The organism is Natronoarchaeum sp. GCM10025321 (assembly GCF_042663585.1).
In the GTDB taxonomy this organism is placed as follows: Archaea; Halobacteriota; Halobacteria; order Halobacteriales; family Natronoarchaeaceae; genus Natranaeroarchaeum.
In genome coordinates this window covers 2,663,564-2,677,916 of the sequence record NZ_JBHTAN010000006.1, presented here as the reverse complement: position 1 = coordinate 2,677,916, position 14,353 = coordinate 2,663,564, and the positions used below count along the sequence as shown (strand labels likewise).

The window sequence follows — 14,353 nt, the reverse complement described above, 5'->3', positions numbered from 1 at the left end:
GAGGGCCGTATACAGAGAAGTTCCAGATGAAACGGAGGGGTTGGTGTGGGTTCCCAGTGCCTCAATACGCCCCCTCTCGCATTGAAAGGCGACTCTTTCGCTGTGTTCAAGCAGTTTGTCGAGTCACTTCGAATACATAACTCGGTCGGGGGATATCGGACCTCATCTGGTGAGGTCCCAGCGAGTCGATGACAGGTGTGTGAGAGAGTTCCAGACGAAATGGGGGGGTTGCGGAGGATATCTGCCAACCCCCCCACCCCTTCGTTTCGGGTGGAGACGGGATTAAGAGGGGCCAGGGGGTCGGAGATGATGCAACATCTAGTGCGGCACAAAGCTTTATTATGGTTGCATAGAAACAGTATCCGCAACACAGACAAAACCGTGTTTCAGGGGGTTAGTGTCTGTTGTATTTCTAGTACAGCCTACAGTTACGGTCGTTCCCGCCGCAATCGTGATAGCTACCCACACGTCTCTGCCCGGCTCGTCGACGAACACAGGGGTGGGGGGATGGGTCTCTACTCGTGTTCCACCCGAAACGAAGGGGTGGGGGGTCGCCCGGTAAGCTCCGGGCAAAGAACAGCAGTAATGCTAACAAGGAACGACCGACCGACTCCGACCAGCAGAATCCGCCACCGGAGACTGAATTATCTACCACGGCAATCGGAACCGATGAGACGTCCCGCTAATCGACTCTTCTCCGACCAACTCTTCCCCGAATTCGACTGTCTTGGGCGCTACTCGAACTCGACTGTCTTTCGTCGTGAACTGTCTCGATCTGGCTGTTGGGAAGTGTCTCGTCCCGTCTCGACGCCGGGAGAAACTGTCGCTTTCGGATAATATATTGATTAGTTGATATCCGTCTGACCAAGGCTTAAGTAGGTCGGGTGTCGTTGTAGCGCCATAGCACCTAGCCCACACGCGGGTGCGGGGTGAAACACGGTGAAAAAGGATGGGACTATTTACAGAACTCAGGGATAGCGTATCCCGCGTCACAAATCGACTCTTCTCCGAGGACGAACAGAAACGAATAGGTATCTATGGGCCGCCGAACGCGGGAAAATGTCTTGCGCCGGACGAAGAGGTGTTGCTGTCCGACGGCAGTTACAAACCGATTCGGGACGTGTTCGAGTCGGTAGCACGCTCGGATGTGGAGACAACGGATGTCAGCGATAGTCCGGACGAGACATGGCTGGAATGCTCGGACAACGACCTCTCAGTACCGGCGTTGACCGACGACCTCCGATCGACCGTCGGAAACGTCACACACGTTTTCAGACAGCGGTATGAGGGCGAGCTGTATCGCGTTCGAACCCGAATGGGCAGGGAGATCACTGTCAGTCCGAACCACCCGTTTATTGGCGTCACCGACGCAGGTGTCGAACAGGTCCCAGCACGAAACGTCGACCAGGGACTTCCGATTGCACTGCTGTCCTCGTTTTCGACTGCAGGAGGTACACGGTGGCAACTCGATCCCTCAGACACGCTCTGTACTGATGGTGGAACCGTCAGTATAGACTCGACCTTCCACGATCCCAAATCGGTCAAACCCCTCTCAATCGATCCCGAGGTGGCGAGGTTTTTGGCGCTGACCATTGCGGAAGCACAGCACGACGAACGCTTCGTCGCCTTCGCCAACAAGGACCCGGAACTGCGAGACGAGTACGAACGGCTCGCAAAACAGTTCGGTCTGGAAGCGACGACCTACGAGTACGATGGCAAGACGCCCATCGTCCGTATCAATAGCAAATCACTCGTCGAGCATCTCCGCCGACTCGATTGTCCGCCGGGCGCATCTAGAGAGAAGTACATCCCGGAAGCGATTCTGACCGCGTCCGACGGGACTGTTCGACCGTTCCTACGGGCGATGTTTGATTGCGAGGGGAGCGTTCAGGGCGCAGGGAGCGCTGACAGAGGGCGGTACGTCACCATCTCAAGTGCCAGCAGAGAGCTACTCGTAGGCGTCCAGATACTCCTGCTCCGGTTCGGAATTGTCGGAAAGCTACGTGAGAAAACCCACGACGGGGAAACGTACTACGAGTTCGAAATCGGACGGAGCGATCAACACCGTGCGTTCCGCGAACACGTTGGCTTCGACGATGAGGCGAAAGCAACCCGTCTCGACAGGCTCTGTAACGCGGATTCGAATCCCACAGTGGATACCCTTCCGTTGATGGATACACTCGAACGGATCCGGGAAACGCTCGATGCGACCCAGACCGAGTTTTACGGCGACAATAAGCACGTCGCACGGATGCGGCGACAGAACAGTATCAGCATCGACCGACTCGAATCGATGGCAGAGCAGCTTCCCGAGACTGAGGAGACTCGACTGATCCACGACATCGCAGGGAGCGACGTGTACTGGGACGAGGTCGTCTCAATCGAACCGATCGAACACGACGGGTATATTTACGACCTCACCGTCGACGAGCACCATACGTTCACGACACGTGATGGCCTCGTCGTTCACAACACGACGTTGGCCAACCGCATCGCTCGTGACTGGACCGGCGACGCCGTCGGCCCGGAAAGCCACGTTCCACACGAAACGAGGCGTGCTCGACGCAAGGAAAACGTCGATATCGAGCGCAACGGCAACTCCGTCTCGATCGACATCGTCGACACGCCCGGCGTGACGACGAAAGTGGACTACGAGGAGTTCCTCGAGTACGACATCGAGGAGGAAGACGCCGTCCGGCGCTCCCGGGAGGCCACCGAGGGCGTCGCCGAGGCGATGCACTGGCTCCGCGAAGACGTCGATGGCGTCATCTACGTGCTCGACTCGACGGAGGATCCGTTCACCCAGGTGAACACGATGCTCGTGGGGATCATCGAGAGCCAGGATCTACCAGTTCTGATCTTTGCCAATAAGATCGACCTCAATGGATCGAACGTCCAACAGATCGCCAACGCCTTCCCGCAGCACGAAACGGTCGAGCTGTCTGCGCTCGAAGGCGACAATATGGACGAAGTGTACGACAAGATAGCGGAGTACTTCGGATAATGCCGGAAGTAAAAGACCCGTCCGACGGCGTTCAGATCGACCTGATCAGCGGTGAGCGGATGGAGGGAATGACCGGAATGGAGAAGATCAGGATGATTCTCGATGGGGTTCGCGAGGGCAACATCGTCATCCTCGAACAGGGGCTGACGCCCGACGAGGAGTCGAAACTCATCGAGGTGACCATGACCGAAATCACTCCCGCCGATCCCGAGGACTTCAACGGGATCGAGATCGAGACGTACCCGCGCGGCGAAACGGACGCGGGGCTGTTCTCGCGTCTGATGGGGAAAAACGAATCCTCGAAACTGACCGTGATCGGCCCGGCAAACCAGATCGAGACACTCCACAAGGACGAGACGCTCATTAGCGCCTTGGTCTCCCGGAAATAATGCCCCACCAGTGTACGAACTGTGGTCGAACGTTCCCCGACGGCTCCAAGGAGATGCTGTCGGGCTGTCCGGACTGTGGCGGGAACAAGTTCCAGTTCAACCCGGGTGATCGTCCGGCCGACGACCCCAGTCCGGGCCGTTCCGAACCACCGGACCGCTCCGGCGTGGCGAACACGGTCACCCAGGCAACCCGGACGGTTCGTGACTGGGTGAGTGGCGACGACAGTGGACAGCCACAGCAGGAGCATCCGGTCGATTCTACGTCACAGGAGGGCTCCGCTTCGAGTGGAACTACACGGAGTCAGACGGGCGATGCATCAACCCGGACGGCCGATGCGTCGACCCAGTCGTCAAATCCCGCCGTGACCGGTCCCGACGAATCCACCGGAGCCAGCGACTCCGCAGAATCGCACCCCGATTCGCCTACCCCGGACGACGCCAGTGAAACGACCGAGTGGCCGGATCATGGCTTCGAGGACCCGTACCGGGATCGACCGGAACCGACGGAATCGGATCCGAAAGAGTGGCCGGACGTCGGACAGCGACCGGAGCAAGAAGAGCCGTCCGAGGGTTCCACCCCTCCCGCCGACCCCGCCAGCGAGGCGGACGCAGCCAGCATCGACACGTCCGAAGACACGGCGCAAGCGAGTGCACGATCCGACGTCGTCTCGCCGGACGAACTCCCCGAGGGCCCACCCACGCGACCGACCGACGAGGGCAACAGTCATCGCGATTCCCCGTCCGCCGGCGGACAGACACGCCCCGACGCGTCGGGTGGCCGCATCGCGAGCACTCCGGACGACGACGATAGTCCGGACCTAGAAGCACTGCGCGCCGAACTCAACGACCAGTTCGAGAGCATCAAGATCGTTCGTCCCGGCGAGTACGAACTCAACCTGATGGAACTGTACGACCGCGAGGAGTATATCGTCTCGCTGATGGAGGACGGCCGCTACGCCATCGAAGTACCGGACGCCTGGCGCGGCGACGACGATCGGTAGCGCGGCGATTCTACTCGGCCGCCTGCGCTTCGACCGCTTCGATCAGCAATTCGGCGACGTCGACGATCTCTATCTCTTCTTCGAAGCCACCCGTCTTCCGCCCGTCCTCGAACATCGTCGTGCACATGGGGCAGGCGACGACGAACTTCTCGATTTCGGCACCGGCGTCCGTATCCTCCAGCGCTTCCCGCAGTCGTTCCTCGCTCGGTTTTGTCTCCTCTTCGACCTCGATCCAGAGGCCGCCGCCACCGCCGCCACAACAGAAGGAGTTCTCGCGGCTACGCGGCATCTCGTAGAGGTCGGCCCCCGTTGCTCGCACGAGTTCGCGGGGTGCCTCGTACTCGTCGTTGTACCGCCCGAGGTGGCAGGGGTCGTGGTAGGTCACGGTGTAGTCGAGTTCGTCGCCGGAGAGGCCGAGTCGTCCCGCCTCGACGAGCTCTTCGACGACCTGTGTCCAGTGTTTCACGTCGATGTCGCCGTCGGCGTTCCACTGCTCGTCGTACTCGAAGGGCATCATGGGGTCGTCGGCGAACTCGGCGAAGTCGACCTCCGGATACTCGTTTTTCATCGTATTGTAGCTATGCGGGTCGGTGCAGACGATGGTCTCGAACTCGCAGTCCTCGAACGTCTCGACGTGATGGCCGGCGAGTTCGAGGTAGAGGAACTCCTCGCCGATCCGGCGGATGTCGTTGCCGTCGTGTTTCTCGTCGTCGAAGAGGATCCCCCACTCGACGTCGGCTTCCTCGAACAGGCGTGCCAGCGAGCGGGCCACCTTCATGTTCCGGTCATCGAAACTGGGGTAATCGCCGACGTACCAGAGATACTCGACTTCCTGCTCGCGGGCGTCGGTGGGTTCGAACTCCAGTTCGTCGGCCCAGTCGGCCCGGTTGCGCTGGGCCTCTCCGAACGTGTTGCCCTTCTGCATGACATCCTGGAAGACGTCCTGCATGTTCGAGTCGACGGCGCCCTCGTCGACGAGTTGTCGGTTCATCCGGGTGAAGGAATCGAGATGCTCGATCTCGACGGGACAGGCGTCCATGCAGGCCATACAGGAGACACAGGACTCCATGGTCGAACTGTCGATCACCGACGTTCCACCGTCGGCGATGATCGGCTTCGGTCCGCCGTCCCCGTCGCCCTCCAGCGACTCGCGGTAGGCTTTCAGGTCGAGGATCACGTCGCGCGGATCCAGCGGGCGGCCCGAGGCCTTCGCGGGACAGACCGACGAACAGCGCCCACATTTCGTGCAGGCGTCCTGATCGAGGATCTCCTTCCACGTGAAGTCGTCAATCGATTCGGCGTTGGTCGCGTCGAGGTCGGCAGGGACACCGGGCAGTCGTGCGCCCGCCTTCTCGTCGCGGGTGACGACGTTCGCAAACGAGGAGAGCATATGGAACGGTTTGGCGTAGGGAATCGCGGCGACGAAAGCCAGCGCGTGAATCGCGTGGACCCACCAGACGACGGTGTAGACGCTCTGTGCACCGCCTGCCGACAGCCCGACGCTGTCGAGCGTTGACGCGATGAAGTAGCCGACGAAACTCACGGTCTCGTGTCCGGGGAACCCGCGGCCCAGGATACCGAGCCCTTCGAGGAGGAATCCGCCGACGCCGAGCACGAACAGCGTCCAGATGAACAGGTCGTCCTCCAGACTCGTGTGTTTCCCCCACAGGCGAACCTTCCGCACCCAGTATCGGCTGTACATCGCCATCCCGATACCGACGACGAACAACAGGCCCATCGCGTCCATCACGAACTCGTAGGAGAGATAGAAGTCGCCGACCCAGAACGAACTGCCCGTCAGCGGCCGGTAGAAGTCGATGTCGATGGCGAGAATCGTCGTCCCCATCAGGAGCGTCAGAAAGCCCCACATGATGAACGTGTGCATCACGCCGGCGTAGAAATCCCGGTTGAACTGTTTCTCGTTCGAGCCGACGATCTTCACCGCGGAAACGATCCGACCGACGATGTTGTCGAGGCGATCCTTCGAGTCCTCCGCGCCCTGTGCGTATCTGGTCACGCGCTCGTACGCGCCGTACAGCAGTATCAGGATCGCGACGACTGCGAGGTAGTAGAAGATCACCTCGCCGACGTGGCTGATCCCGTAAAACGTCGGCCGAGTTATCTCGCCACCGCTTTGCGCGATAAATGTCATGTATTATCACGGGAGTAGCTGATAAATAAATCTTCCCACGGATTATGACTGACCCGTTCACGTCGTGCGCGAATCTGAAACAAGTTCTCTGTTTATAAAAACCTCACCCGCCTCGCCGTGCGATCCGAGTGAATCCGTGATCACCGACTCAGAGAAGCGGCGACAGCAAGAGTACGGCGCTCATCACGACCACGGGAACGTCGAGTCGAGCGGCCGAGAGCGCGGGCAGGGTCGGGTTCCACGAGAAACACCGGGCCTGTAAGGCGAGCGCGAGGCGGTTCGCGCGTCGGAACGTCCGCGCGACGCCGAGCACGCCGATCAACTGCACGCGCCGTCGATAGCTGGCCGTCTCGCCACCTCGCGCCGCAATGGCGTCGCGGATCCGCCGGAGATCCGCCTGCAGGACCGGCAGGAACCTGAAGACGAGCGAGACGCCGATTCCCAGAACGACGCCGGGGCGGCCGGGCACCGCCCACTGGATCGCGGCGCGCGAGGCCCGCGGTGCGGTCGTGACGACGTACGCGGTGCTGACGAGGAGGAGCAGGACGACGCGATAGCTTGCGAGCGCCGTCACCAGACCGTCTTCGACGTCGAGCCACGGTGGGCCGAGCGTCGCCGCGGCGAGAAGCGGTGCGAACGCCAGCAGTATCAGCGGGAACCTGATGGACCAGACCGCTCGGAGGGGCGAGACGCGGGCCGACGCGAGAACGACCAGCGCCAGCACGGAGAGAACCGCCATCGCCTCGGGCGTCGAGTGACCGAACGCCCCGATAGCGAAGGCGATCTGAAAGCCCAGTTTCGCCCGCGCGTCGAACCGGTGGGCGAGCGTTTCGCCCGGTTCGTAGCTCAACATTGGCGTTCTCCCGTCATCGGCCTGCCGGCACCCGAATACCGATCCCGTCGAGGGCCGTCCCGACGGCGTCCGGCGTGGCATCGACCGCTACCTGCCCGTCGACGAGCGCGACGACGCGGTCGGACAGTTCGAGCACGTCACGCAGGTCGTGTGTGACGACGACGATGCCGGTCCCGCGCTCGCGGAGGGCCGCTAGCTTTTGTAACACCGACTGTCGCGCTGGCTCGTCGAGGCCGGTGAACGGTTCGTCGAGCACGAGGTGGTCCGGCTCCATCGCCAGCGCGCCCGCGATGGCGACCCGCTCTTGCTCGCCGCCCGATAGCTGGTCGATCCGTTCGTCACCCCGCCCATCCATCCCGACGGCCGAAAGCGCCTCTCCCACGCGGCGGTCGATCTCGGTCCGTTCGAGGCCGAGGTTCTCCGGGCCGAAGGCGACGTCGGTCCCCACGGTGGTGGCGACGAACTGGTCGCGGGGTGACTGGAACACCATTCCCACGCGCTGGCGCGCGGAGAGCAGATCCTCGGTGACATCCGTCCCGTCGACTGTGACGGTCCCCTCGTCAGGTGTCAATAGCCCGTTGAACTGGCGGACGAGAGTGGTCTTCCCGGATCCGTTTGCGCCCGCGAGGACCACGAATTCGCCGTCGTCGATCCGTAGCGAGACCTCGTCAAGGACGCGGACGTCGCCGTACTCGAAGACGAGGTTGCGGGTCCCGATCATCGGTCGTCCCCTCGCTCGGCGGTCACTGGATCACCCGGTGATGCTCCGTGGCGGCCAGCCGACGACGTGTCCGCCCTGTGCGATGGCAATCGCCGCTACCATCTTGGCGGCTTCGCCGGGGAAGAACACGACCGCACCCCCGATGATCGCTTCGGAGAGGTCCAGTCCTAGCACGATCATCAGTCCCACGATCCCCAGCGCGTAGACGACTGCCGCGCCGGCGACGAGGCCGGCGATCAGTCGCGCTACCCCAACGTCGGCCGGCGAGTGCATCCCGCTATCACCGTAGATCACGTACCCGATCACGACCACGGCGATCGGAAACGAGAACAGGTAGCCGCCGGAATTTCCGAACAGGTGGCCGATTCCCGCGGCACCCAGGGAGAACACTGGTGCGCCGACTGCACCGGCGACGAGGTACAGCACCATCGACACGCCGCCCCACTTCGCGCCCAGGAACAGTCCGACGAGAAACACGCCGAGGATCTGGAGGGTGATCGGTGCCGGCGAGTACGGGTACGGTACCGCGAGATACGCCAGTACACCAGTTAGTGCAGCCATCAGCGCGGCACCGGCGATCCCAACGACGTTCTCGGCATCGACGAGGTCTACGCCACTTTCTGTCTCGTTCATACCCGTTCGATGTTGGTAAACCAATGTTAATACTTCGGTTTACGAAGCCCCCTTCGTCAACAAGCTTTTATACAGCCACCGGTTGATACACCTCTTACCGATGGACGAGAAGACCGAAGAACTCCGGGACATCTTCATCGACGTGACGGATGAAGAGTCCGTAACGGAATCGCAGGAGGATACCCGTGGATCGATCACAGACACCGACAACGAGGAGATCCGCGAACGTGTCGAGAGCGTTGTCGAGAGCATGCGCGACCGCTATGAGTTCGAGACCGATCTCTCGAACGAACAGTTCTGCGAACTGGTCGACGGCTTCTACGCGGGGGATTCCGACGCCGAAATCGCTCGCGAACTCGACGAGTCGCGTACTACTATCGTCCGCGCCCGTCTGGATATCCACCTGATCCGGGACCGTGACACGGATGCGCCGTTCGACCTCGACGAGTTCCGCCGTCGGGTCAACGACGACCCCTCGACTAGCGAACTCGCCGAGGAGTTCGACGTCAGCGAGTCGACGATCCGGCGGTATCGGCGGGTCGTCGCCACACAGAACGAGTCCCGACAGGCCAACGACCGGTATCGTGACGAACTCGACAGCATCATCGGCGAGGCCGACCTCTCGGCGCATCTGACCGAAGATGTCCAGGAGGACGGCCTCGACGATGCCACGGAGGGTATGGAGACAGACGTCTCCTTCTGACCCTCGGTCGGTCTTCTCGTATCGCCGCCTGACCTCCAGTTCCCGCCGGTTTGTGCCTGACCCTTTTATCCGATCCCGAGCCAGCCCCGGTATGGCTACCCACGCGTTCAGCGACCTCCGCCGCGCGGCGTTTTGCCCGCGACAGCTCTACTATGCGCGCCGTGACGACGACCGCGCACCGCCGCCGGATGTCGAGCGCCGCCGAGCGCTGGCCTATCGCTACGACGAACTGATAGACGCATCCGATGCGACGCTCGAAACGCTCCCGCTTGCCGTCGACCCGTCGACGTTTCGCCGTACCCTCCAGCGCGCTCGCTCCCGAGTCGAGGACTGGCAAGACCTCGTGGACCCCCCTCGGCGGGACGTCCTCCTCACCGGGCGGGAGTGTCGCGGCGTCGTCCACAAGTGTCTCGCCGACCCGCCGGTCCCGTCGCTCGTCTCGACCGGCGCGCCGCCCGAACAGGGCGTCTGGCAGCCACAGTCGGTCCACGCCGTCGCGGCGGCGAAAGCCCTCGCCTGGGAGCGAGAACGACCGGTCGAGCGGGCCTACGTCGAGTACCCGACACACGGCGTCGTCCGCTCGGTTCCGATCGATGGCCGCCGAAAAGCCCGGTACAGAGAGACGATCCGCACCATCGAGTCGCTGGGCTCACCCCCACCCCGCTTGCAGGACGACTCGAAGTGTTCGGCCTGCGAGTACAGCGACCAGTGTGGCGTCGAGACGCGGACGTTGCGGTCGCTACTGGGGTTCGGGTAGCAAACAGAACCCAGGACTGTGCTGCTTCTCAGTGGTCGGCCAGCCACGTCTCGATCTCGTCGCCAAGCGCGCCCAGGCGGTGAAGCTCCCCCGATGCGACGTCGACGACAGTGCTCTCGACGCCCCCCGTCTTGCCGCCGTCGAGGACGGCACTCGCTGCGTCCTTGACCTCCTCGTCGACATCCTCGACGCGGCGCGCGCTCGGGCGGCCGCTGACGTTCGCGCTCGTCGCAGTGATCGGTTCGACGCGTTCGAGCAACGTCAGCGCGAGGTCGTGATCGGGCACGCGCACGCCGACCCGGTCGCTACCGGCGGTCAGCACGTCCGGGACTACCTCACGACGCCCGCAGAGCACGGTGACGGGCCCCGGGAGAAACCGCTCCATGAACGCCCGTTCGCGCTCGGTCGGCCGGACGTAGGACGTTGCCGCGTCGACGTCCGGCACTGCAAGCGAGATCGGGTTCGACCGATCCCGTACTTTCGTCTCGTACACGCGTTCGACGGCGGCCGGATCGAGAGCGTCCGCTCCGAGGCCGTACACCGTCTCCGTCGGGTAGACCACGAGGTCGCCATCGCGGATCGCGGCTGCCGCACGGTCGAGATCGCTCATCGACCGATACTGGGCCGCTCGTACAAAAAAGCGTACCGTCTCAGTCGCCGCTACTCGGCCGCTTCGATGGCGCTTGCGATCTGCTGGTAGAAGTCCTCGCCCTGCTGGGGCGTGACGAGTTCTCCATTGACGGTCAGCGTCGGCGTCGAACTGACACCAAGATCCTGTCCCGCCTCGCTATCGGCCTCGATCACCGGCAAGTAGGTGAGGTTCTCGGCAGCATCGCTGACGACTCCGCCGTCGGCCCCGACCTCGTTTCCGACCTGCTCGACGACGTCGAACGAGTACTCGCCCTGATACGTGAAAATCTCCTGCGCGAACTCGAAGAAGGCGTCGTCACCCTCGGTATCCTGTACCGCCCGGGCCGCGCTCGGGATCTGGTACGACCAGTCCTCGTTGACGACCGGGAAATCGTGGTGCTCGTATCTGATGCGCTCGGTATCGACGAACTCCTCTTTGACCGACGGGTAGACGTTCAACTGATACGTCTGACAGTGGGGACAGCTGAAGTCCTCGTAGGCTGCGACGGTCACGTCGGCATCGGGATCGCCCTGTACCGGTGTCGGTAGCTCGTCCACCGTTTCTCCGTCCGTATCCGGCGATCCGCCACCCAGACAGCCGGCTACTGCGCCGGTGATGCCGGTCGCCGCGATAGCCAGAAACCGCCGACGAGAACGCTGCTCTCTCATACCTGCTGGGTAGGTAACCCGCCCCCATGAACTATTCGGCTTTCGTCTCGACCGAGCGGGTCTGTCCCCCGCAGACGGTGTCGGAACGGCTTTGAAGATCGCCCACACACATCCCAATATATGGAGGTTTTCGGGTCGAGTGGAACGCGGGGGGTCGTCAACGAGTCGCTGACGCCGACGTTCGCGATGCAGGTCGCACAGGCTGCGGGGACGGTCTGGGACGAGGAGCGGGTCGGCGTCGCCCGCGATACGCGAGTCACCGGCAAGATGCTGGCCGACGCGGTCGCCAGCGGACTGGCGAGCATCGGCACCGATGTCGACCGCCTCGGCGTCACGCCGACGCCTGCGGCACAGGCCTACGCGGAGCGGGCCGGCGTTCCCGTGGTGATCGTCACCGCATCACATAACCCGCCGGAGTTCAACGGCATCAAACTCGTCGGCGCGGATGGCATCGGCCTCGCCGTTCCCGAACTCGAACGCATCGAGGAGACGTATCTCGAAGGCGGTTCGGACACGTCGCCGTGGAACGAGGTCGGCATGTCCAGACGCATCGAGACTGCGAACGACGACTACGTGGCAGAGCTATTCGATGCCATCGACCGCGAACGGATCGCCGAGGCGGATCTGACCGTGGCGCTGGATCCGGGTCACGGTGCTGGCTCACTGACGAGTCCGGAGTTCTTCCGCGCGCTTGGCTGTGAGGTCGTCACGGTCAACGCCCAGCCTGACGGCCACTTCCCGGGACGGAATCCGGAGCCGATCCCGGAGAACCTCGATGATCTCGGCCGCCTCGTCCGCGCCACGGACGCTGATCTGGGTATCGCCCACGACGGCGACGGTGACCGCGCAATCTTCTTCGACGAGACGGGCGAGTACATCGAGGGCGACGCGACGCTGGCCGCGCTGGTCGCAGCCGAACTCGATCCCGGCGAGACGACGGTCTCGGCGGTCAACGTCTCACAGCGGCTCGTCGACGCGGTGTCGGCAGCCGACGGCGAACTCGAACTCACGCCGATCGGCAGCACCTACATCGTCAGCCGGATCCGCGAACTCCAGGCAGAGGGCGTCTCGATCCCGGTCGCGGGCGAAGGCAACGGCGGCCTCTTTTTCCCCCGTTATCGGCTGGCCCGCGACGGCGCGTTCACGGCCGCCCGCTTTCTCGAACTGGTCGCCAGCCGTCGAGCGAGCGACATCGTCGCGCCGTACTCGGGCTATCACAACGTTCGTGTCAACGTCGAGTACGCGGATCGCACCGAGCGCGACGCGATGCTCGACGCCGCCGCCGAGTGGGCCGAAACCGTCGATGCGGAGCGCTCGACGATGGACGGCGTCCGGCTCGACTTCGGCGACGCGTGGGTACTAACGCGGGCCAGCGGCACCGAGCCGCTGATCCGCCTCTACGCGGAGGCCCACGACGAGGAGCGTGTCAAAGAACTCCTCGCCGAGGCTCGCGAGGCGCTCGAACGCGGTCGCAGGAGCGATTGAATGTTACCCCGCGCACGGTGGCGCGGCGAATCCTGCTCTCACGAGGGTAGGCTTCCTGTTTCTACGACGTGACTTGCAGACACTGATTGAAAATCAGTCGTGTCCGTAGCGGTCACAGTCTCCACAGGCGTATCTTCGGGCCATCCCAGCCCTAATTCAGAAAAACCACGCTTCAGGACGTTCATCGCCGTCGCAAAATCGCACGCGATTTTGCTGCCCGTCAGACGTAGTCTGACAACCGCGTTCGCGTCTCTATCTGTCTCGAATCCACAACTCGGGCAGGAGTGTTCCCTGACCCAGATGGGTTTCGCCGTCTCCACGCCACACGCCGCGCACTCCTTGGTCGTCCCTCGTGATTCGACCTGCACGACGTGCGTTCCGTGCAGGTCGGCTTTGTATTCGAGCAGGGTGATGAATTGTCGCCACGCCGCATCCTGCTTGTTGCGAGCGTTTCCATCGCCCTGAAGCATACTCTGGACGTTCAGGTCTTCCACGAACACGGCGTCGTACTCTTTGACGAGCCACGTCGTTATCTTATGCTGGTAGTCCAGCACCTTCCGCTTGATGTGACGCTTGACCTTCGCCACTTCTCGGCGTTGCTTCTCGTAGTTGTTCGACCCCTTCTGTTTCCGCGACAACTTCCGTTGTTCGCGGCGAAGTCGTTCGTATTCGCCTTCGAGGTCGAGCCATTCAACAGTCTTCCCGTCGCTGGTGTGAATGTAGTTGAGAATACCGAGGTCAACACCGACGCTATTGCCCGCATCCAACGAGCCAACGTCGGGTTTCTCGGGTAGGTCAGCGTCGTCGGTTTCGAGGCCAAAGGAGACGAACCACTCGCCGGTCGTCTCCTTCTTGAACGTGACTTCTTTGATGGTGGCGTGGTCGGGAAACGGACGCGAGTAACGGATTTTGAGCCAGTCGATTTTGCTGAAGCGGACGTATGCGTACTTGTCGTGGCCCCTCTTTTCATCGAGGTCGAAACCAGACTGACTGTACGTCACGCTCCGGTATTCGGTGGGTGATTGTCGTTTGAGCCGACCGACGTTGTATCCCTTCTCTTTCTGCTTGCGGAGGTTCGAGAGATTTCGGTGGAAGCGTGCGACGGTGGCTTGGGCGGCTTTCGAGTGCAGGTCGCTGAACACCGACCACTTGCGTTTCCACTCGGGGAGTTTGTTGTTCTGGTCGTACTCGCTCGGTTTGTCGTCTTTTGGGGCTTGTTCGTAGTCCCAGCGGACGTGGTTGTAGAGTTGGCGATGAACGTCGAGATGGTGTTCCAGCCCTTCCGCTACCTCTTCTGTCGGGTAGGCGTGGTAGCGGTGACTGTGTTCCATCGCGATCTCCTGATTAGAAATGTGT

12 protein-coding genes and 3 pseudogenes are annotated in these 14,353 nt (G+C 62.3%); 8 read left to right on the top strand and 7 right to left on the bottom strand.

The window, feature by feature from the left end:
* Positions 1-949: 949 nt before the first annotated feature.
* From ACFQL3_RS16630 to ACFQL3_RS16610, 5 genes and pseudogenes are all read left to right on the top strand, one after another.
* Positions 950-1,060 (top strand): annotated as a pseudogene (locus ACFQL3_RS16630) (GTP-binding protein); the annotation flags it as partial.
* Positions 1,034-2,467: pseudogene (locus tag ACFQL3_RS16625) on the top strand (LAGLIDADG family homing endonuclease); the annotation flags it as partial. The pseudogenes ACFQL3_RS16630 and ACFQL3_RS16625, both read left to right, overlap by 27 nt.
* A gap of 6 nt (positions 2,468-2,473) precedes the next feature.
* Positions 2,474-3,004: pseudogene (locus ACFQL3_RS16620) on the top strand (GTPase); the annotation flags it as partial.
* The gene (locus tag ACFQL3_RS16615) at positions 3,004-3,393 is read left to right on the top strand and encodes a DUF2073 domain-containing protein (protein WP_377056332.1); all 390 of its coding nucleotides are present in this window, start codon (positions 3,004-3,006) and stop codon (positions 3,391-3,393) included. The pseudogene ACFQL3_RS16620 and the gene ACFQL3_RS16615, both read left to right, overlap by 1 nt.
* Positions 3,393-4,394, top strand: a complete 1,002-nt coding sequence (locus ACFQL3_RS16610) for an OapC/ArvC family zinc-ribbon domain-containing protein (protein WP_377056330.1) — start codon at positions 3,393-3,395, stop codon at positions 4,392-4,394. Before ACFQL3_RS16615 ends, ACFQL3_RS16610 begins: the two co-directional genes overlap by 1 nt.
* A 10-nt stretch (positions 4,395-4,404) precedes the next feature.
* Here ACFQL3_RS16610 and ACFQL3_RS16605 read toward each other — a convergent pair whose 3' ends face one another.
* The 4 genes from ACFQL3_RS16605 to ACFQL3_RS16590 all read right to left on the bottom strand — a co-directional run bounded on the left by ACFQL3_RS16605 (position 4,405) and on the right by ACFQL3_RS16590 (position 8,753).
* Entirely contained in the window at positions 4,405-6,546 is a 2,142-nt protein-coding gene (locus ACFQL3_RS16605; protein ID WP_377056328.1) for a (Fe-S)-binding protein, read from the bottom strand.
* Between the two features lie 148 nt (positions 6,547-6,694).
* Positions 6,695-7,399, bottom strand: a complete 705-nt coding sequence (locus ACFQL3_RS16600; RefSeq protein ID WP_377056326.1) for an energy-coupling factor transporter transmembrane component T family protein — start codon at positions 7,397-7,399, stop codon at positions 6,695-6,697.
* 13 nt (positions 7,400-7,412) lie between these two features.
* Positions 7,413-8,120: an energy-coupling factor ABC transporter ATP-binding protein gene (locus ACFQL3_RS16595; protein ID WP_377056324.1), complete on the bottom strand. Its 708-nt coding sequence runs from the start codon at positions 8,118-8,120 to the stop codon at positions 7,413-7,415.
* 30 nt (positions 8,121-8,150) lie between these two features.
* A complete protein-coding gene (locus tag ACFQL3_RS16590; RefSeq protein ID WP_377056322.1) occupies positions 8,151-8,753 on the bottom strand; it encodes a biotin transporter BioY in 603 nt (200 codons plus the stop codon).
* Between the two features lie 100 nt (positions 8,754-8,853).
* Between ACFQL3_RS16590 and ACFQL3_RS16585 the strand changes: the two genes are divergently transcribed.
* Together ACFQL3_RS16585 and ACFQL3_RS16580 are read left to right on the top strand one after the other, a co-directional pair.
* Positions 8,854-9,456, top strand: a complete 603-nt coding sequence (locus tag ACFQL3_RS16585) for a conditioned medium-induced protein 4 (protein ID WP_377056320.1) — start codon at positions 8,854-8,856, stop codon at positions 9,454-9,456.
* A 91-nt stretch (positions 9,457-9,547) separates the two neighbouring features.
* Positions 9,548-10,213, top strand: a complete 666-nt coding sequence (locus tag ACFQL3_RS16580) for a CRISPR-associated protein Cas4 (RefSeq protein WP_377056318.1) — start codon at positions 9,548-9,550, stop codon at positions 10,211-10,213.
* A gap of 28 nt (positions 10,214-10,241) precedes the next feature.
* Here ACFQL3_RS16580 and ACFQL3_RS16575 read toward each other — a convergent pair whose 3' ends face one another.
* A complete protein-coding gene (locus tag ACFQL3_RS16575) occupies positions 10,242-10,823 on the bottom strand; it encodes an L-threonylcarbamoyladenylate synthase (protein ID WP_377056316.1) in 582 nt (193 codons plus the stop codon).
* A 50-nt stretch (positions 10,824-10,873) separates the two neighbouring features.
* Positions 10,874-11,512, bottom strand: a complete 639-nt coding sequence (locus ACFQL3_RS16570; protein WP_377056314.1) for a thioredoxin domain-containing protein — start codon at positions 11,510-11,512, stop codon at positions 10,874-10,876.
* A 120-nt stretch (positions 11,513-11,632) separates the two neighbouring features.
* On the opposite strand from ACFQL3_RS16570, the gene glmM reads away from it, so the two are divergent.
* Positions 11,633-12,997: a phosphoglucosamine mutase gene (gene glmM, locus ACFQL3_RS16565; protein WP_377056312.1), complete on the top strand. Its 1,365-nt coding sequence runs from the start codon at positions 11,633-11,635 to the stop codon at positions 12,995-12,997.
* Between the two features lie 38 nt (positions 12,998-13,035).
* Here glmM and ACFQL3_RS16560 read toward each other — a convergent pair whose 3' ends face one another.
* A complete protein-coding gene (locus ACFQL3_RS16560; protein WP_377056310.1) occupies positions 13,036-14,328 on the bottom strand; it encodes an RNA-guided endonuclease InsQ/TnpB family protein in 1,293 nt (430 codons plus the stop codon).
* Positions 14,329-14,353: the final 25 nt, after the last annotated feature.